A 19,679-nucleotide genomic window follows, 5' to 3' on the forward strand; every position below is an offset into this window, starting at 1 on the left:
TGATTGAGAAAAAGCCGCCCCGTGGGGCGGCTTTTGCAATTGGATCACCTGCGTGGTGTTACATCAGCGGGGCCTGACCCCAGATGTAGACGGCGAAAAACAGGAACAGCCAGACGACGTCAACGAAGTGCCAATACCATGCGGCAGCCTCGAAACCGACGTGTTTCTCGGGCGTAAAGTCCCCCTTCAGGGCGCGGATCAGACAGACCGACAGGAAGATGGTGCCGATAATCACATGCGCGCCGTGGAAACCGGTTGCCATGAAGAAGTTCGAATAGAACTGATCGCCACCGAACTCCCAACCCTCATGGGCCAGTAACTCATAGTATTCAAACGCCTGAAGCGCAGTAAAGGCGATGCCCAGAACGATACCAATGGCCAGACCATTGATCAGCGCCTTGCGGTCATTGTCATGAACAAGCGCGTGGTGGGCCCAAGTAATCGCACAACCTGACAGCAACAGGACCAAAGTGTTGATCAGTGGCAGGTGGAACGGATCAACGGCGTGGATATCCGGCTGGATGTATTCAGTACCGGCATAGTCGTACATCGGATACATGCGATGTTTGAAGAACGACCAGAACCAGGCGAAGAAGAACATCACCTCGGACATCACGAAGAGAATGAAGCCATAACGCAGACCGATACGCACAACCGGCGTATGGTCACCCTGACGGCTTTCAACCACCACTTCGGACCACCATGCGAACATGGTGTACAGAACGCCGATCAGGCCCATCCAGAAGATCCACGGCGTAATCCCGTGCATCCACAGAACAGCCCCGAACAACATCACAAAGCCAGATACCGCGCCGATCAATGGCCAGATCGACGGGTTCAGAATGTGATAATCATGGTCTTTTGCGTGTGCCATCAGCGTCCCTCACCTACAGGCGTTAGTTCTTGTTTGTCTCAGCCTGCACGTCAAGGGCGGCAAAGCCCTCTGGCAGGTCAATTTCGTAGAATGTATACGACAGAGTGATCGTATGCACATACTTGGCTTCCAGATCTTCGACCATTTCCGGGTCGACGAAGAAAGTAACCGGCATCTCAACCCGCTCTCCGGGTTGCAGAACCTGCTCTTCAAAGCAGAAACAGGCAATTTTCTGGAAATATCCGCCGGCCGAATACGGGGCGACATTGTATGATGCTTGTCCCGCAATCGGGCGGTCGGTTGGATTATAGGCTTCATAGAAGGCCAGGCCAGTCTCACCAATGCGGACTTCCATCTCGCGCTCGACCGGCTTGAATTCCCAGGCCATGTCTTTGGCTTTTGAGGCGTCAAAGCGCACGGTGATGGTGCGGTCCAGAATCTCGTCAGGAGCAACTTCGGCCACGCCGGTGGTCCCACCAAACCCGGTGACCCGGCAGAACCAGTCATAAAAAGGCACAGCTGCCCAAGCGAGGCTGCCCATCAGGACAACCACGCCAACCGTTTGTGCAACGGTTTTTTGAGGACCGGTCAGCGCCATCAGTTCTGCACCTCCTGTGGTGCCATATTGAAATCAGTGCCCGAGACCTTCACGATCGTCAGACCAAAGATGATCACGATGAACGCGGCCAGTGTCAGGCCCACGCCCAGGTTGCGGCTGAACCGGCGCTGATGCAGTTCGTGGCTTTTACGCAAGCTCATGACCAGCCCCCCAGCCCATAGGGTTTCAGCAGCGCTTCGGCCAGAATCGCGCCAAAATGCAGAAACAGGTACAGCAGCGACAGTTTGAAGAAACTGCGTTCGACCTTGAAGTTGTCGGCCTCCGAATCGTCTTCGTTTCGACGAGAAATCTGCCAGGCCCCCCGCAGAAACAAGCCATTCAGAACCAGCGCAACAACTAGATAAATCGGGCCTCCGATATCCGAGAACGCAGTCCCCACCGCCAGCAACGCCAGCAACGCGGTATAAACCAGAATATGCCAGCGCGTCGCGCGTCGACCATGGGTGACGGTCAACATCGGCACCCCGGCATCGTCATAGTCCGAGCGCATGAACAAGGCCAACGCCCAGAAATGCGGAGGTGTCCACATGAATGTCAGGGCAAACATCAACCACGGTTCGAGCGTCATCGAGCCAGTGGCCGCGACCCATCCGATGACCGGCGGGAACGCCCCCGCGGCACCACCAATGACGATGTTCTGAGGCGTCGAGCGTTTAAGCCACATCGTGTAGACGACAACATAGAAGAAAATAGTGAAGCCCAGAAACGCCCCTGCAAACCAGTTGGTTGCCAAACCCAGCATAATCACGGACAGGCCAGACAGAGCCAGACCCAGCGCCAATGCCTCGCCTTCTTCAACTTTGCCAGAGGGGATTGGACGGCCTTTGGTGCGCTTCATCACGCGGTCGATATCCGCGTCCCACCACATGTTCAGCGCGCCGGATGCACCGCCACCAATAGCGATGAACAGGATGGCGCAGAAGCCAACAAACGGATGTATCGGAACAGGAGCCGCAAGTAGTCCGACCAAAGCCGTGAATACGACCAGCGACATCACGCGCGGCTTCAGCAGGGCGAAATAATCACCAAAGCTGGCCTCGTCCGCGCGGGTCTGCGCAGAGACGGTGCTGGCATTGAAGCTTGCGTCGCTCATATCCGGTCCTTTTCGGGGCAAAAGCTGCGCGATTTCCGCGCAGCCCGCATGTGTTTACCTAGGCCGCAAAGGGCTTAGTTCGAGGCCACTTGGTAGGAAGCAGGCTGACCTGCATATTCTTCAAGCGCGCCCTGCAGCCACTGTTCATATGCCTCTTCGCTGACCACTTTGACAGTGATTGGCATATAGGCATGGTCTTTACCGCACAGCTCAGAGCACTGTCCGAAATAGACGCCTTCCTTGTCTGCTTCGAACCACAGTTCGGCCAGACGACCAGGAACGCCGTCCTGCTTCACGCCGAACGAAGGAATGGTCCAGGAATGGATCACGTCCGATGCGGTAACCTGCATCACGACAATCTTGCCAACCGGAACAACGACGGCGGTATCGGTGGCGAGAAGCCATTCGTCTTCGCCATAGCCTGCATCGGCCAGCTTCGCCCGCATCGCATCGTCCAGAACAAACGGTGTTACGTCGGCATCAGCCGGGCGCGCGCCCTCGTCGAGGGTGGCCGGGTGGCCCAGGAGATAGCTGTCGAAGGCAAAGTCATGATCGACATATTCGTAGGTCCAGTACCACTGGTTCCCCACGACTTTGATGGTGATGTCGCCTTCGGGAATCTCTTGTTGCTTGAAAAGAACCGGCAGCGAGAAAGCCCCGATGAAGACCAGAATCAGGATCGGGCCCAAAGTCCATGCAATCTCAACCGGAGTGTAATGCGAGAACCGAGCCGGGTTCGGGTTTACGCGCTGGTTATAGCGTACGATGCAATAAACCAGCAAACCCGCAACAAACACACAAATCGCGGTGATGATCACCAGAATCATGTTGTCCAGCGACTGAATCCCTTCAGCAAGGCTGGTGGCAGCAGGCTGGAACCCCATGCCGCCGTCAACCGGCTTGCCAATAATCTCAAGCTCCTGAGCCATGGCGGGAAGGCTGGAGAGGGCCGTAGCAAGCCCGGAAAGCATCAAAGCATTCTTCATTTTCTGTCCTGATCGTTTGATCTTTGCGTCTCTCGCGAAAAGGTGTGAATCGGTCGCACCTCTCCCGTTGTCTTTGGCCGCGTTAAAAACCATATTCCGTCGGGTAGATAAAGCAAAATGCTTGCGTCAAACAGACGCTATTTTTGATCTGGATCAAACCCGAAAGGTCACAACTGATGACTCAGGCCCCGTTTCGCCCGTTTGAAAGCGTTCTTCCCAAGGATGAAGCGCTTGCTGTACTGAAGGCTGCAACTGATGGCGCCGAGGATGGGGAACTGTTCGTAGAACGGCGCAAATCCGAATCTTTGGTGTTTGATGACGGCCGATTGCGCACGGCTTCTTACGACGCTTCCGAGGGATTCGGTCTTCGCGCGGTGCAGGGTGAAGTGGCTGGATACGCGCATTCAACGGATGTTTCGATTCCCTCTCTGAAGCGTGCAGCCGAAACCGCGCGGTTGGCGGTCGGCGATGGTGGTGGGACGCTGGCCGGGCCACCACGTGCCACCAATACCAGGTTATATACCGATGAAGACCCGATCGAATCCGCCGCCTTCCCGGTCAAAATCGAGACACTGCGCGAGATAGACGCTTTTACCCGTGGTCTGGATTCCCGGGTTGTGCAAGTCAGCGCCACGATTGCCGCTGCAGTGCAGGAGGTCGAGATTCTTCGCCCCGATGGTGTGCAGGTGCGCGATATACGCCCGATGACCCGCCTGAACATCTCGGTTATAGTAGAACAGAACGGCAGACGCGAAAGCGGTTCTGCCGGAGGTGGCGGTCGCGTGGGGCTGGATGGCTTGATGGATCCCTCAGACTGGCAAGATAAGGCGCGTGAGGCTCTGCGGATCGCGATGGTCAATCTGGATGCCGTCCCTGCACCTGCCGGCGTGATGGAAGTCGCGTTGGGCCCCGGATGGCCCGGCATTCTGTTGCACGAGGCCATCGGCCACGGGCTTGAAGGTGATTTCAACCGCAAGGGCAGTTCCGCTTTTGCCGGGCTGATGGGGCAGCAGATCGCTTCGAAAGGTGTAACAGTCGTGGATGATGGGACGATTGCAGACCGACGCGGTTCGATATCAATGGATGACGAAGGTACACCCAGTTCGCGTACAGTTCTGATCGAGGATGGAATCCTCACCGGATATATGCAGGACCGACAGAACGCACGCCTGATGGGCGTTTCTCCAACCGGGAACGGCCGGCGTCAAAGCTATGCCCATAAACCGATGCCGCGCATGACCAACACAATCATGTTGGGTGGCGATGCCGATCCGGCCTCGTTGGTGGCAGATATCAAAGACGGTATCTGGGCTGTGGGCTTCGGCGGTGGCCAGGTCGACATCACCAACGGCAAGTTCGTGTTCTCCTGCACCGAGGCATATCGTGTCGAGAACGGCAAGATCGGCGCTCCGGTCAAAGGCGCGACGCTGATTGGCGACGGCCCCTCGGCGCTAAAACGCATTCGGGGACTGGGCAATGACATGGCGCTGGATCCCGGCATGGGCACATGTGGCAAGGATGGGCAATGGGTGCCGGTCGGTGTCGGCCAACCTACCGTTTTGATGGATGGGCTGACTGTGGGCGGCTCTGCCACCTGAGTCGGCCCAAAATGAGAATCGAGGCGCGAAGGGTTAACACACTACCCTTCGCGTCAAATCAAAAACTCATCCATGGATATGTGAGCCAAGATAATTCGCACGAATTTTCTTCCTTTCTTTCAATGACATAATCATCTCTCCGAGGGATGGGTTCGAAAAATACTGATCTAATTTTCTAAGATTCACAGGCTGTTAACCCGCTGCACCATAAACCAGTTTTGCAATCAGGCGGAGCATCGGATGACCGAAGAGCAGCTTTCTTCCAATCACCCCCCACTCCCACCCACCACGGAAGAGGACCGGTTTTCCTGGCTCCGTCTGTTGCGCTCACGCAAAGTAGGGCCGGCAACATTCCGGCGCTTATTGCGCGAACATGGCTCGGCGCAGAACGCGCTGGCCGCGTTGCCGGAAATGGCGCGCGCTGCCGGGATCGAGGATTATGAAATCTGCCCGCCCGGCGTAATTGAGGCGGAGCTCAAGGCCGCAAAGGTCTCCAAAGCGCGGCTTTTGTGCCTTGGGGCCGCCGATTACCCTTACGCGTTATGTGACCTTTCGGATGCGCCCCCGATGCTTTGGGCAATCGGCGATCCGTCGATCTTGAAACGCCGGGCAATTGCCATGGTCGGGGCACGGAACTGTTCTTCGCTGGGCGCGCGCATGGCGCGGGCGTTGGCGACGGATCTGGGTAAGCAAGACTATGTCGTGGTCTCGGGGCTTGCCCGCGGCATTGACACCTCGGCGCACTTCGCCGCATTGGCGACCGGTACTGTGGCAGTGTTGGCAGGTGGGGTTGATGTGATCTATCCGGCCGAAAATGCCGATCTGGCGCGAGATATCGCAGACACTGGACTTCGCCTGTCTGAACAACCGATGGGCACAACGCCTCAGGCACGACATTTTCCACGCCGCAATCGCATTATCTCGGGTCTGGCGCAGGCAGTGGTCGTTGTCGAGGCCGCGGCGAAATCCGGCAGCTTGATCACCGCGCGGGACGCCCTGGACCAAGGGCGCGAGGTTCTGGCCGTGCCCGGCCATCCCTTTGACGCCCGCGCGGCAGGATGCAATCTGCTGATCCGAGACGGGGCGACACTCGTCCGCAATGCAGAAGACGTGATTGATGCTTTGCCCAAGCAACAGCTACAATCTTCTGCCCAACAAATCCTACCCCTTGGACCCGAGGCAGACTCAGCCGAAATCACGCCCCAAGCCTTGCACGAGACGATTCTGACTCGACTTGGCCCATCTCCGATCGCGGAAGACCAGTTGATCCGAGACATCGCTGCATCTGCGGGCGAAGTCGGCCCTGTGTTGGTCGATCTGGAGCTTGAGGGCAAGATTCAGCGGCAACCAGGCGGCCTGCTGTCACTTTGCGCCTAAGCTATCGAATGGATTCGGCACCTGATTCCGCGAGCGGCACGACCAGATCAGGCTTTAATACAAAGTATTTTTGGTGGTGAAAACGAACGCATTGACAATTCGATCTTGCCCCACACATTTTGCACGGTCATACAAAGCGCAAAATCCGTCGAGCGAGGATTCCTCTTAAATGCCCGTAGTTGTTGTAGAATCTCCGGCCAAAGCAAAAACAATCAATAAATATCTTGGCCCCGACTACACCGTTTTGGCCTCATATGGCCATGTGCGGGACCTGCCGCCAAAGGATGGGTCGGTCGATCCCGAGCATGAATTTTCAATGAAATGGGAGGTCGGCAATGACAGCCGTAAGCATGTCAAGGCGATCGCCGACGCTCTGAAAGAAGACAACGCACTGATCCTCGCGACTGACCCTGATCGCGAAGGCGAGGCAATCAGCTGGCACCTGCAAGAAGCGCTGACCAAGCGGCGTTCGATCAAGAAGGACACGCCAGTCAGCCGCGTGACGTTCAACGCGATCACCAAGGACGCCGTGACCGAGGCGATGCAGAACCCGCGTAAGGTCGATATGCCGCTGGTCGAGGCCTATCTGGCCCGCCGCGCGCTGGACTATCTGGTAGGGTTCAACCTGTCGCCCGTTCTGTGGCGCAAGTTGCCGGGTGCCCGTTCAGCGGGGCGCGTGCAATCGGTCTGCCTGCGCCTCATCGTCGAACGCGAGATGGAGATCGAAGCCTTCAAGCCGGTCGAATACTGGTCGGTCAAGGCTGTGTTCGAGACGCCTCGGGGCCAGACCTACGAGGCGCGTCTAGTCACGCTGGTAGGCAAGAAACTGGACAAGCACGATCTAGCGAATGCAACGCAAGCCGAACTGGCGGTTCAGGCGATCACCAGCCGTGATCTGAGCGTGACATCGGTCGAGGCCAAGCCTGCCGCGCGCAACCCCTCTGCCCCGTTCATGACGTCGACCTTACAGCAAGAAGCCAGCCGCAAGTTCGGCATGGGCGCACGCCATGCGATGCAGGTGGCCCAGCGGCTGTATGAGGCCGGATACATTACCTACATGCGAACCGACGGTATCGACATGGCCCCCGAGGCCGTGGCGGCAGCGCGCGATGCAATCGCCGACCGTTATGGTGCGGAATACGTGCCAGACAGCCCGCGCATGTACAAAAACAAGGCCAAGAACGCTCAGGAAGCACACGAGTGTATTCGCCCGACAGATATGTCGCGCGATGCCAAGGCGCTGAAGGTGACCGATGAGGATCAGCGCAAGCTTTATGATCTGATCTGGAAACGCACCATTGCCTGTCAGATGGCTGCCGCACGGCTTGAACGCACGACTGTCGAGATTACCAGCACGGACGGTCAGGTTGGCCTGCGCGCCACCGGTCAGGTGGTGCTGTTCGATGGCTTCATGCGCGTTTACGAAGAAGGTCGCGATGACGTGGTCGACGATGACGACAAGCGCTTGCCACAGATCATGCAGGGCGATCCCGCACGTTTTGCCAAGACCTCGCTGCGTGATCAGTTTGCCAAGGCCACCGCCGACTCGGAAAAGGCCGCCATTCTGGCCGAGAACGAATCCGTTCTGGCGCTGCAGCATCACACCCAACCGCCCCCGCGCTATACAGAGGCCACGCTGGTCAAACGGATGGAAGAGCTGGGGATCGGGCGTCCGTCGACCTATGCCTCGATTGTCACCACGATTCAGGATCGTGAATATGTACGTAAAGACAAGAATCGGCTGATCCCCGAAGAAAAGGGCCGAATCGTCACCATCTTCCTGCTGAATTTCTTTCGCCAGTATGTGGGCTACGAGTTCACCGCCAATCTGGAAGAAGAGCTTGACGACGTCAGCGCAGGTGAACGTGACTACAAGGATCTGCTCGGCAAGTTCTGGCGCGATTTCTCTGCCGCAATTGGTGAGACATCGGAGCTGCGTATCTCGGAAGTGCTGGACAAGCTGGACGAAGCGCTGGCACCGCAGCTGTATCCGCCGCGTGAAGATGGCTCTGACCCGCGCATTTGCCCGAAATGCGGTGTTGGCCAGTTACATCTGAAAACTTCGCGCACCGGCGGGTTTGTCGGTTGTGGCAACTATCCTGAGTGCACTTATACCCGCCCGATCGCTGGTGAGGGCGCGGAAGGTGACGAGCGTTTGCTGGGCGAAGATGCGGGCGATGAGATCTGGCTGAAATCCGGTCGATTTGGGCCATATGTCCAGCGCGGAGAGCCCACGCCTGAGAACAAGAAGCCTCCTCGTGCGTCCCTGCCCCGTGGCTGGAGCAAAGACGACATGGATCTGGAGAAAGCTCTGACTCTTCTGTCCTTGCCCCGTCAGATCGGCGAGCACCCCGAAGGTGGCATGATCAGTTCGAACTTTGGTCGCTTTGGACCTTATCTAATGCATCAGTTGGCCGACGAGGCAAAGCCTGTCTACGCCAACCTCAAAGACCCGAACGATGTGTTTGAGATCGGCATGAACCGCGCCGTCGAACTGTTGGCCGAAAAACGCGCCAATCCAGGTCGCGGACGTCGGGCGGCCGCGAAGCCGCTGAAAGAGCTGGGCGACCATCCCGATGGCGGCGCGATGCAGGTACTGGACGGGCGCTATGGACCGTATGTGAAATGGGAAAAGGTCAACGCGACGATCCCCAAAGACATCAAACCCGAGGATGTGACCCAGGAAATGGCCATCGAACTGGTCAATGAACGCGCGGCCAAGAAAGGCACAAAGAAAAAGGCAGCCCCCAAGAAGAAAGCTGCTGCCAAGAAGACCACCAAGAAAGCAAGTTAGGTAGAAATACCACCTGCCCCTTGGATTCGTTGACTTCCCCGTGACGTGACGGCACAACTCGGCCCAACACCATGTCATTGGGGGAGTTTTCCATGAAGAAAATCTATGACAATGCCGATGAGGCGCTCGATGGGGTGATCTCGGACGGCATGCTCATCGCGGCGGGCGGCTTTGGGCTGTGCGGTATCCCAGAGATGCTGCTTGAGGCAATCAAGGCCTCGGGTGCCAAGGATCTGACGTTTGCCTCAAACAACGCAGGTGTGGATGATTTTGGCATCGGCATCCTGCTGCAGACCAAGCAGGTCAAAAAGATGATCAGCTCCTACGTCGGGGAAAACGCCGAATTCATGCGCCAGTATCTGAGTGGAGAACTGGAGCTGGAATTCAACCCGCAAGGCACGCTGGCCGAGCGGATGCGTGCCGGTGGTGCTGGCATCCCCGGTTTCTACACCAAGACAGGTGTAGGCACGGTGATTGCGGAGGGCAAAGAGCACAAGGACTTTAACGGCGAGACTTATATCATGGAGGAAGGCATCTTCGCCGACCTCGCCATCGTGAAGGCCTGGAAAGCCGATGACACCGGGAACCTCGTGTTCCGCAAGACCGCTCGTAACTTCAACGTGCCCGCCGCGACCTGCGGTAAAATCTGTGTGGCCGAGGTCGAAGAGATCGTCCCGCGCGGCTCGCTTGACCCGGATTCGATCCACCTGCCCGGCATCTATGTGCATCGCATCATTCAGGGCAGCCACGAAAAGCGTATCGAACAGCGCACCACCCGCAAGAAGGAGGACGCATAATGCCCTGGGATCGCAATCAGATGGCCGCGCGCGCGGCAGAAGAGCTGGAAGACGGCATGTATGTAAACCTCGGCATCGGGATTCCGACGCTGGTGGCGAACTATGTGGGTGACAAGGATATTACGCTGCAATCCGAGAACGGCATGCTGGGCATGGGCCCCTTCCCGTTCGAAGGCGAGGAAGACGCGGACCTGATCAACGCAGGGAAACAGACAATCACCGAACTGTCCCGCACGTCCTATTTCGATAGCGCGACTTCGTTTGCCATGATCCGAGGCGGTAAAATCGCCGCTGCGATTCTGGGTGCGATGGAAGTGGACGAGAAAGGCGATCTGGCGAACTGGATGATTCCCGGCAAGTTGGTCAAAGGCATGGGCGGTGCGATGGATCTGGTCGCTGGCGTTGGTCGCGTGATTGTAGTGATGGATCACACCAACAAGCATGGTGATTCAAAAGTGCTGAAGGAATGTACGCTGCCTCTAACTGGCCAGGGCGTTGTGGATCGCATCATCACCAATCTGGGTGTTCTGGATGTCGTCGAAGGTGGCCTGAAGATCGTCGAACTGGCCGATGGCGTCAGCGAGGACGAGATGCGAGGAGCGACTCAGGCAACAATCGTAGATTGACCTCAGGCCAATGATTCATAAGGCCCGCTGCGACGCGGGCCTTTTTTAGTTCGAAGTCTGAAAAATGCAGGGGTCCGAAACGAACTGCGGTGTTGTTGTACAAAGAGCACTCGCGACCTGAAACGCGGCCAGAACCTTGGGCACGTAGTCTCTGGTCTCGGCATAAGGTGGCACACCACTATGCTTGCGCACGGCCCCTTCGCCGGCATTGTAACCTGCCAATACAAGAATCGGGTCATTGTCGAACTCGTTCATGAGCCAATGCAGGTATTTGACCCCACCTTCGATATTCTGTTCAGGTTTCAGGCTGTCCTCTACCCCAAAACGTTCGGCGGTAGCTGGCATCAATTGCATCAAGCCCTGCGCCCCGGCAGAACTGACAGCCTGTGTGCGGCCCGCAGATTCTACCGAGATAACGGCTAGGACAAGTGCGGGTGAGACATTGGTCCCTACGGTCGAACGTAGAATATCCACCCCTCGCTTTTCTGCGATGTCTTGCAAGGTCTGCAGACGCGGCGCCGCGACACCCGTGGCAGTGAGCGCTTGAACGGCCTCTCTCAGCCTACCTGCGCTGGCCTGCGCCAGATCGGGGGATACCCGGCTCCAGAATGCTTTATAAGAGCCAACTGGCTTGGTCGCCCCCGCAATCTTCTGAGGAACCGATGGGGGCGGCTTTGCGATAGCGGCAATCTCAGGCACTTCCAGCTTGGCGCCAGTGCTGGGGGCTGATGGTGATGCTGCATGTTGTTCGGGCGTGATCTGAATCGTCACGCGCGGACGTGTCCCCGGTTTCGGGGCCTTTATGCGCTTATAGACGCCGCGCGGCTCGGTTTCGGTTGCAGTGACAGGAATCGCACCCGCCATCAGAAACACCGCTGCACCGGCGCATAATACTGCGTCCCGGAAATACATTTGCCTGCCTCGATTTCTTATCTTTTGAAGCATTTTGAACATCATAACGGCCCGCAACACCAGAAAAACCAAGCGAATTGGGGCAATTTCGCCTCAATTGCCGCCATTTTGCATCGCCCACACAACGGAAGTACAAAAAAGGTGTGATTTTTTATATTTATTTTCAATTAGTTACTAAATTCACCAACAAAAAATTAAGCTTTGAGCAAAAAAATATTGGTTTGGCCCAATTCCTGCCACGCACAGGGGGCAAACATATATCCATACCGAGACGATCGGGAGCGGACTGAGAGAGAAAGCTCTGAAAGACGCCGAGGTTAATTAATTTTTGATCCTTTAGGAGGGACATAACATGATCAAGTTCATCAAGAACTTCCGCAAAGACGAAGACGGCGCCGTAACTGTAGACTGGGTCGTTCTGACCGCAGCTGTTGTTGGCCTGGCAGCCGTTGCTTACAACCAGATCCACAATGGTGCCAGCAGCCTGGCAGGCAACATCGATGACGCTCTGGGTTCGGTAACTGTGACAGTTCCGGATACCGACTAATCTGTTATCGGTCTAGCATAACAACTTGGGGCCATGTCTTTACTCAAAGGCGTGGCCCCTTTGTTTTCAGAAGAAAGCGACCCGGTATAGTCCAATGTTAAAAAGAGTACATAGTTTCCGAACCGATGAGACCGGCGCGATAACCGTAGACTGGGTGGTTTTAACTGCTGCAATCGCAGGTCTCGCCGCAATAATCTATTTCATCCTGAGCCAAGGACTTCTAACAGCGGGACAGCCGATCGCAAATGTAGAAGTAGAAGAGATGGTCTTTGAGTAGCGCGGGCCCATTCCCATTTACTAGCGAGACGGCAACCCTGCGAATAAACGTATTTTCTACCAAAAATTACCGGGATTGTCCGCTTTTTCGACACAATTGAAAAATATCTTGGATCCTGAATCGATGTGACTTCAAGAGTCGCGGTCTACGGAAAATAAAGAGGGACAAATGCGAGCTGTTTTTGGACTTGTTCTTATCATCGGGGTCGCGTTGGCCGGTGGTGCTGTCTATATGGCACGCGAATACATCACGGACAATCAGGCCAAACTTGCTCAGGAACGCAAGTTGCGCGAAGAGGCGCTTGCCAATGCGCAGGCGGGCATTGTCCCGACAGTAGGCGTTTTGGTTTCGAATCGCTCCTTCAAATACGGCGAACGTTTGAACCAGGAAGATATCCGCGTCGTTCAGTGGCCAGAGGATGCGATTCCCGAGGGTGCCTTCGTGGACATGACAGCCCTATTCCCGGAAATCAAAAACAATGAACGATTCGTTCTCCGCGCGATGGAGAAAGACGAAGCGATTATGGAAGTCAAAGTCACCAATCCAGGCGAGACTGCGGGCCTCAGATCACAATTGCCCAAGGGAATGCGCGCATTTGCGATAAGCGTTGATGTGGCATCTGGCGTATCAGGCTTCTTGCGCCCAGGCGATACGGTGGATGTGTATTGGACCGGCTCATTGCGTGGCACCAGTGATTCTGGCCGCGGTGAGATTACTCGTTTGGTACTGACGAACATCGAATTGGTCGCTGTTGATCAATCGGCGGGACTGGATGTAACCGGCACAACCATTGCTCGCACGGTCACAGTTGCAGCGACGCCACAACAGATCGCCGCTTTGGCGCAGGCTCAGAACACGGGTCGCATGTCGCTGGCACTGGTTGGCGCTCAAGATGACAAGGTGGCAGAGGTGGTTGAAGTCGATCAGCAGTCTTTGCTTGGCATTGAAGAGAGGGCCCCGGCCCCCGTCGCGGCTCCGGAGAAGGTCTGCACAATCCGCACCCGTCGTGGCGGCGAGACGGTAGAGACCCCAATTCCCTGCACAAACTAACTAAGTTTCAGACCTTTACGAGACAAAGACCGCGCATTTTGCGCGGTCTCTTTCTTTGTGTTGTTGCGCATAATCCACATAAGGAACTTTCCAGAAACCATTGATTATTGCAATAAATCTGGTTCTGTCGCAGGGTTTCATAGCATAGGGCATAAGACCCAAAAAAAATCGAGTGGTGATCGGAGAGGCAGGTCACATGACAATACGTTCCTGGATCAGCGCAACCCTGCTGGGGTTGTCGCTAGTTGTGAGCCCAATCGGCGATGCCGCTTGGGCCCAAAATCTTCGCGTGGTTAAAAAGGGTACAGCGGAAACGCTGGATGTCCCCGTAAATCGCGCAATCGTGGTGGAAAGCGAACAACCGTTCGCAGACATCAGCATTGCCAATGCAGGCATAGCGGATATTTCGACCCTGTCGGACCGCACTATCTATGTTCTCGGTCGGGCACCGGGTACAACCACCCTGACAATGTTCGACGGCGCGGGTAATCTGATTACCAACGTGCGTGTGCGTGTTTCCCCTGATGTTTCGGAATTCAAAGAACGCTTACGTCAGATTCTTCCCAGTGAGCGAATCGAGGTTCGGACCGCCAATGATGGGATCGTCTTGTCGGGAACAGTTTCCAGCAGTGCCAAACTGGCGCGTGCGCTTGAGTTGGCAGAACGGTATGCCCCTGAACGTGTATCGAACCTGATGAATGTCGGCGGCGTGCAGCAGGTCATGCTGAAAGTGCGCTTTGCGGAAATGAACCGCTCTGTAGCCAAAAACTTGTCGGCATCGTTGGGCTTTGGCGGTGGCGACACCACTGCGGGCTTCAATTCCTTGAATAACCAGGGCGCACTGAACAACGCACTGGCGAACAACATCCCGTTTGTTCAGACAAATTCCGGTGCCATTCTGTTCGGTTTCGGCGCGGGTTCAACGCAGGTTAGACTGCTTTTGGAAGCCCTTGAAACCAAGGGTTTGGTTCGCAGCTTGGCAGAACCGAATCTTTCTGCACTGTCTGGCCAAGAGGCGGAGTTCCTTGCCGGTGGTGAGGTGCCAATCCCAGTACCCCAAGGCGACGGTGTCGTTGCGATCGAGTATCGTCAGTTTGGCGTACAGCTGCTGTTTGTTCCGCGCGTCGTCGATGGCAACCTGATCAACCTGGAACTGGGTGCATCAGTATCGAGCATCGACCAGAGTGCGAACTTCACGATCAACGGCGACAATGTTCCTAGCTTCATCACGCGTCAAACACGGACAACCATCGAGTTGCGCGACGGTGAGAGCTTTGCCATTGCAGGCCTAATCCAGGATGATTTCACTGATCTGAACAGCCAGGTTCCCTGGCTTGGCGATGTGCCTGTATTGGGCGCGTTGTTCAGGAGCGCTCAGTATCAGCGTGAGCAGAGTGAATTGATCATCATCATTACCGCGCATCTGGTGTCGCCCACTCGTGGCGAGGCGCTTGCCCTGCCGACCGATCGCGTGAAACCGCCCAGCGAGTTCGATCTGTTCGTAAACGGCAAGATCTCTCGGACTGAACGCGCCGGAAATGGTGCAGCCTCTGAAGTTGCCAATCAGGATTTTGGCACCTCTTACGGCTACGTGCTGGACTGATAGAGAGGATAGAACCAATGGAAAAGTGGATCATCACACTGGGTCTTTCGGTTGCTGTCGCCGGTTGTACACGCGAGGCCGGGTACGAAATCGATCAGGGCACGTTTGGTAACGCTACACTGAACAACATTCAGGTCATGAATGGTGAGTTGACGTATGGCCAAATCCTCGCGCGGCGTTTCGCTGCCGAGGTGCCAACACAGATCAACTTTGCATTCGATAGCGCGCAATTGGACGCTTCGGCGCAACGAATCCTGTTGCAGCAGGCGGCCTGGATCAAACAGTTCCCCGAGGCGCGGTTCCGTGTCTATGGGCACACGGATGCCGTTGGCTCTGAGGCATATAACAAGCGATTGGGCCAGCGCCGCGCCAATGCCGCCGTTGCATTCCTGACACGACAAGGAATATCGCGCTCACGGTTGGAAGCCGTTGTTTCCTTTGGTAAATCCAGGCCGTTGGTTGCCACCCAAGATCGGGATCGACGCAATCGGCGGACAGTGACCGAGGTATCGGGCTTCTTCGACCGGCATCCAAATATTCTGGATGGAAAATATGCGGACGTGATCTATCGCGAATACATCTCAAGCGCGATCCCGATAAGCGATATCCAACGGCAAGAAGACGCCGGTGGTACCAGCGACTAATAAATAGGAAATGGGCGGCATTGTCGCCCATTTCCCTACAATTGGTTCTTTTGCGCCCAATTCTTGCCTAACTTCCAAGCCACTTTGTGAACAATTGGGTGACCTGCGGCCAAAATCGACCGCATCGGGCGACAGCATACCAGAACTGAATCTTCTCGCGTTCAAATGGTTTGCTCAGCCCTCTCGATGAGGATTGTGTTAATGACAAGCGCGACGCCGCAAGACGATAATAACGCCATTTTGGCCTGCACCATCAGCCGTGATGTCCAGAACTTCGACCTTTTGATCGAGGATATGGAAGCTGCGCTGGGCGAACGCTGGGGTGATCTTGGATTTGCCGAAGCGCTTGCGTTCTTTAGCCAACCCGAAGCCAAGACGCTTCAATTTGTAGCGCTGGCGCTGGACGGCGATGACGAAGACAACCTGACACTGATGGGTGAGATCATCACTCAGGCCAAGGAAAAAGGCATCAAGGTTGTCTTGATCGCCGAGGATGTCACCCCTGCCGCATTGCATCAGCTGCTACGCAGAGGTGCGGACGAGTTTGTCCCCTACCCGCTTCCCGAAAATGAACTTCAGGAAGCCATCGATCGTATGCAACAACCCGATCCGGTTGTGGCACCACAGGCAGCGCCCACTGCGACGAACGGCTCCTCGAAAGAAGGGGCGCTTTTTGTCGTGCAGGGCCTGGCAGGTGGTGTCGGTTCTACAACCATGGCGGTCAATCTGGCATGGGAACTTGCAACGGTTTCAGCCAAAGAAGCCCCGAAAGTGTGCCTGATCGATCTAGATCTGCAATACGGCACAGTTTCGACCTATTTGGATCTGCCTCGTCATGAAGCCGTGTTCGAAATGCTCTCAGACACGGATTCGATGGACGAAGACTCTTTCGGACAAGCGCTCCAGACGTTTGAAGAGAAGCTGCAAGTTCTAACGGCACCATCTGACATGGTGCCGCTGGACATCATCACGCCTGAGGACATTCAGCGTGTGATCGACACCGCACGCGCGAATTTTGATTATGTCGTCATAGACATGCCAAAAACACTTGTTCACTGGTCAGAAACGGTTCTGCAGGCCGCCCATGTCTATTTTGCCTTGCTCGAGCTGGATATGCGCTCGGCCCAGAATGCATTGCGTCTGAAACGGGCACTGCAGGCCGAGGAATTACCCTTCAACAAACTGCGGTTTGCTATGAATCGGGCTCCGAAATTTACCGATCTCAACGGTAAAAGCCGGGTTAAACGTATGGGCGAAAGTCTGGGTATTTCCATTGATCTGCTTCTGCCCGATGGCGGCAAACCCGTCATGCAAAGCGGCGACCACGGTTTACCGCTGGCAAATTCAGCGGCCAAGAACCCACTGCGCCGGGAAATCGCCAAATTGGCTCAATCGCTTCATAGCCTTGGCAGCAGTGACGCCGAAGCCGCATAACTCAAAGGGGAGCTGCCGTGTTTTCAAGATACAAAAAACAGCCTTCGGCGCAGCCGGTTGAAACCCAGGCGTCGAAAGTCGAGGCCCCGGCAGCGGCAGCTGCGGCACCAGCTGCCAACGCAATTGCGCGCAAGCCGGTCAAGAAAAAGGCAGCAGAAGTTGTTGGAAACGACAAGGAACGCAAACGCAAGGAACGGCTGGGCGAAATCAAGCTTGAGCTGCACCGCGAGCTTCTTGAAAACCTGAACCTCGCAGCCCTTGAAAAAGCTGAAGAATCCGAGCTGCGGACAGAAATCAGCGCGATTGCCAGCGAAGTTCTGGAAGCCCGCAACATCGTTCTGAACCGTGAAGACCGCAGCCAGCTGAACAAAGAGCTTTATGACGAGGTCACCGGTCTCGGGCCGCTGGAAGCGCTGCTACAAGACGACTCGGTCAACGATATTCTGGTCAACGGCCCCCAGCAGATTTTTGTCGAACGGGCCGGTAAGCTTGAGATCAGCGACATCACGTTCAAAGACGAAAAGCACCTGATGCGGATCATCGACAAGATCGTTTCTGCCGTTGGTCGCCGTGTCGATGAATCCAACCCGTATGTTGACGCCCGCTTGGCTGATGGCTCACGTTTCAATGCGATGGTGCCGCCGATCGCGGTGGATGGTTCGCTTGTTTCCATTCGTAAGTTTAAGAAAGACAAGCTCGGCATCGACGATCTGGTCAATTTCGGTGCGTTTACCGAAGAAATGGCAGCCTATCTGCAAGCCGCCGTGTCGACTCGTCTGAATATCATTGTTTCGGGCGGTACCGGTTCCGGTAAAACGACAACGCTGAACGCGCTGTCGAGCTTTATCGACGACGCCGAGCGCATTCTGACCATTGAGGATACGGCGGAACTTCAGCTGCAGCAGACACATGTTGGCCGGATGGAAAGCCGCCCGCCCAACGTTGAAGGCAAAGGTGAGGTCAGCCCTCGCGATTGTTTGAAGAACGCCCTGCGTATGCGCCCCGACCGCATCATCGTTGGTGAGACGCGTGGCGCCGAGGTGATCGACATGCTTCAGGCCATGAACACAGGCCACGATGGTTCGATGACCACGATCCACGCCAACTCGGCCCGCGATGGCATCTCGCGTCTTGAAAACATGATCGCCATGGCGGGGATCGAAATGCCGATCAAAGCGGTCCGCAGCCAGATCTCGTCGGCTGTGAATCTGATCGTTCAGGCCAGCCGTCTGCAGGATGGTTCGCGCCGGATGACATCAATCACCGAAATTACCGGCATGGAAGGTGACGTCATCTCGATGCAGGAAATATTTAAATTTCAACGCGTTGGCCTGACCCCCGACAACAAGATCATCGGTCATTTCACCGCCACAGGTGTGCGCAGCCACTATTCCGAGCGCTTCCGTCTGTGGGGCTTCGATCTGCCCGCCTCGATCTACGATCCAACCACGATGTAGGAGAACCAAGATATGCAACTGCCTGTCGAGGCGCTCATCTACATCGTGATTTTCGTCGGGGTCTTTGCCCTGGTCGAAGGTATATATCTCGTCGCATTCGGAAAATCGATCAGCCTGAACAGCCGCGTCAATCGCAGGCTGGACATGATCGATAAGGGCGTCGGGCGCGAGCAAGTACTGGAGCAGCTGCGCAAGGAAATGCAGCAGCACATGAAGTCGCAGAGCATACCGCTCTACTCGCTATTGGCAGACAAGGCGCAGAAGGCGGCGATCGCCTTCTCTCCTCGGCAGTTGATTGTGATCATGGCGCTGGTTTCAGGGCTAGCTTTTGTAGGTTTGAGCGTAGGAACAGCGACCGAACCGACGCTTCGGGCGGCTCTATCGGTCGCGATCGGGGTCGGAGCGGTGTACGCTTGGGTCAATAACAAAGCCAATAAACGTATGGCCTTGATTGAAGAACAATTGCCCGATGCGGTGGAACTGATGGTTCGGTCACTTCGCGTCGGAAACCCATTTGTTTCCTCGATCCAAATCGTTGCTAACGAGGTCGAGGACCCCCTTGCGACAGAGTTCGGTGTTATCTCGGATGAATCCGCTTATGGCCGGGATGTCGGTGAAGCACTCAAGGATATGGCAGAGCGGCTGGACATGCAGGATTTACGGTTTTTGGCCGTCGCCGTTTCGATCCAGCAGCAATCGGGGGGTAACCTTGCCGATATTTTGGCCGGTTTGGCCAAGGTGATCCGCGCACGTTTCCGACTGTTCCGCCGGGTGAACGCTATCACCGCCGAAGCCAAATGGTCGGGCAAATTCCTGTCGGGTTTCCCGGTCGCCTGTCTTCTGTTCATCATGGTTAAGGACCCGAACTACTACGACGCCGTAATCGACGATCCGCTTTTCATTCCGGCATGTTTCTTTGTCGGTATCACGCTGACCCTGAACCTGATCGTCATGCGTATCCTGACCGACATTAAGGTTTAAGAGGCCCAAA

General features: G+C 55.9%; 18 protein-coding genes. 12 read left to right on the forward strand and 6 right to left on the reverse strand.

Annotated elements, in window-relative coordinates:
• Positions 1-58 precede the first annotated feature (58 nt).
• The 5 genes from ACR0AU_RS16055 to coxB all read right to left on the reverse strand — a co-directional run bounded on the left by ACR0AU_RS16055 (position 59) and on the right by coxB (position 3,572).
• Positions 59-874 carry a cytochrome c oxidase subunit 3 gene (locus ACR0AU_RS16055; RefSeq protein ID WP_170511428.1) on the reverse strand — a complete coding sequence of 272 codons (816 nt, stop codon included), beginning with the start codon at positions 872-874 and terminating at the stop codon, positions 59-61.
• Between the two features lie 22 nt (positions 875-896).
• Positions 897-1,472 (reverse strand): cytochrome c oxidase assembly protein, encoded by a 576-nt coding sequence (locus ACR0AU_RS16060; protein ID WP_170404304.1) that lies wholly within the window; start codon positions 1,470-1,472, stop codon positions 897-899.
• The gene (locus ACR0AU_RS16065; protein ID WP_010441671.1) at positions 1,472-1,633 is read right to left on the reverse strand and encodes a hypothetical protein; all 162 of its coding nucleotides are present in this window, start codon (positions 1,631-1,633) and stop codon (positions 1,472-1,474) included. The genes ACR0AU_RS16060 and ACR0AU_RS16065 overlap by 1 nt, the downstream gene beginning before the upstream one ends.
• Positions 1,630-2,586 (reverse strand): heme o synthase, encoded by a 957-nt coding sequence (gene cyoE / locus ACR0AU_RS16070; RefSeq protein ID WP_480795940.1) that lies wholly within the window; start codon positions 2,584-2,586, stop codon positions 1,630-1,632. The genes ACR0AU_RS16065 and cyoE overlap by 4 nt, the downstream gene beginning before the upstream one ends.
• A gap of 74 nt (positions 2,587-2,660) precedes the next feature.
• Positions 2,661-3,572 carry a cytochrome c oxidase subunit II gene (coxB, locus tag ACR0AU_RS16075; RefSeq protein WP_170397324.1) on the reverse strand — a complete coding sequence of 304 codons (912 nt, stop codon included), beginning with the start codon at positions 3,570-3,572 and terminating at the stop codon, positions 2,661-2,663.
• A 176-nt stretch (positions 3,573-3,748) separates the two neighbouring features.
• Between coxB and tldD the strand changes: the two genes are divergently transcribed.
• The 5 genes from tldD to ACR0AU_RS16100 all read left to right on the forward strand — a co-directional run bounded on the left by tldD (position 3,749) and on the right by ACR0AU_RS16100 (position 10,764).
• Positions 3,749-5,170 carry a metalloprotease TldD gene (gene tldD / locus ACR0AU_RS16080; RefSeq protein ID WP_480795941.1) on the forward strand — a complete coding sequence of 474 codons (1,422 nt, stop codon included), beginning with the start codon at positions 3,749-3,751 and terminating at the stop codon, positions 5,168-5,170.
• 240 nt (positions 5,171-5,410) lie between these two features.
• Positions 5,411-6,547, forward strand: coding sequence for a DNA-processing protein DprA (gene dprA / locus ACR0AU_RS16085; RefSeq protein ID WP_480795942.1), 1,137 nt, complete (start codon positions 5,411-5,413; stop codon positions 6,545-6,547).
• Between the two features lie 169 nt (positions 6,548-6,716).
• Complete coding sequence (topA, locus tag ACR0AU_RS16090; RefSeq protein WP_480795943.1) at positions 6,717-9,341, forward strand: type I DNA topoisomerase; 2,625 nt, start codon at positions 6,717-6,719, stop codon at positions 9,339-9,341.
• 92 nt (positions 9,342-9,433) lie between these two features.
• A complete protein-coding gene (locus ACR0AU_RS16095; RefSeq protein WP_170397331.1) occupies positions 9,434-10,138 on the forward strand; it encodes a CoA transferase subunit A in 705 nt (234 codons plus the stop codon).
• A complete protein-coding gene (locus ACR0AU_RS16100; RefSeq protein ID WP_170397333.1) occupies positions 10,138-10,764 on the forward strand; it encodes a 3-oxoacid CoA-transferase subunit B in 627 nt (208 codons plus the stop codon). Before ACR0AU_RS16095 ends, ACR0AU_RS16100 begins: the two co-directional genes overlap by 1 nt.
• A 45-nt stretch (positions 10,765-10,809) precedes the next feature.
• Here the strand turns inward: ACR0AU_RS16100 and ACR0AU_RS16105 are convergent, their stop codons facing one another.
• Entirely contained in the window at positions 10,810-11,676 is an 867-nt protein-coding gene (locus ACR0AU_RS16105) for a transglycosylase SLT domain-containing protein (protein ID WP_170511416.1), read from the reverse strand.
• 352 nt (positions 11,677-12,028) lie between these two features.
• Here ACR0AU_RS16105 and ACR0AU_RS16110 point away from each other — a divergent pair, with 352 nt between their 5' ends.
• From ACR0AU_RS16110 to ACR0AU_RS16140, 7 genes are all read left to right on the forward strand, one after another.
• Positions 12,029-12,223, forward strand: coding sequence for a hypothetical protein (locus tag ACR0AU_RS16110; protein ID WP_170511390.1), 195 nt, complete (start codon positions 12,029-12,031; stop codon positions 12,221-12,223).
• 445 nt (positions 12,224-12,668) lie between these two features.
• Positions 12,669-13,550 carry a Flp pilus assembly protein CpaB gene (cpaB, locus tag ACR0AU_RS16115; RefSeq protein WP_170397341.1) on the forward strand — a complete coding sequence of 294 codons (882 nt, stop codon included), beginning with the start codon at positions 12,669-12,671 and terminating at the stop codon, positions 13,548-13,550.
• A 196-nt stretch (positions 13,551-13,746) separates the two neighbouring features.
• On the forward strand, positions 13,747-15,153 hold the full coding sequence (locus ACR0AU_RS16120; protein ID WP_170397343.1) for a type II and III secretion system protein family protein: 1,407 nt from the start codon (positions 13,747-13,749) through the stop codon (positions 15,151-15,153).
• Positions 15,154-15,170: 17 nt separating this feature from the next.
• Positions 15,171-15,797, forward strand: a complete 627-nt coding sequence (locus ACR0AU_RS16125; protein WP_170397345.1) for an OmpA family protein — start codon at positions 15,171-15,173, stop codon at positions 15,795-15,797.
• Positions 15,798-15,998: 201 nt separating this feature from the next.
• Complete coding sequence (locus ACR0AU_RS16130; protein WP_170424297.1) at positions 15,999-17,231, forward strand: CpaE/TadZ family protein; 1,233 nt, start codon at positions 15,999-16,001, stop codon at positions 17,229-17,231.
• A 17-nt stretch (positions 17,232-17,248) separates the two neighbouring features.
• On the forward strand, positions 17,249-18,688 hold the full coding sequence (locus tag ACR0AU_RS16135; RefSeq protein WP_170397349.1) for a TadA family conjugal transfer-associated ATPase: 1,440 nt from the start codon (positions 17,249-17,251) through the stop codon (positions 18,686-18,688).
• 12 nt (positions 18,689-18,700) lie between these two features.
• Positions 18,701-19,669 carry a type II secretion system F family protein gene (locus tag ACR0AU_RS16140; protein WP_170397358.1) on the forward strand — a complete coding sequence of 323 codons (969 nt, stop codon included), beginning with the start codon at positions 18,701-18,703 and terminating at the stop codon, positions 19,667-19,669.
• Positions 19,670-19,679: the final 10 nt, after the last annotated feature.

The organism is Ruegeria sp. CG1 (assembly GCF_056537265.1).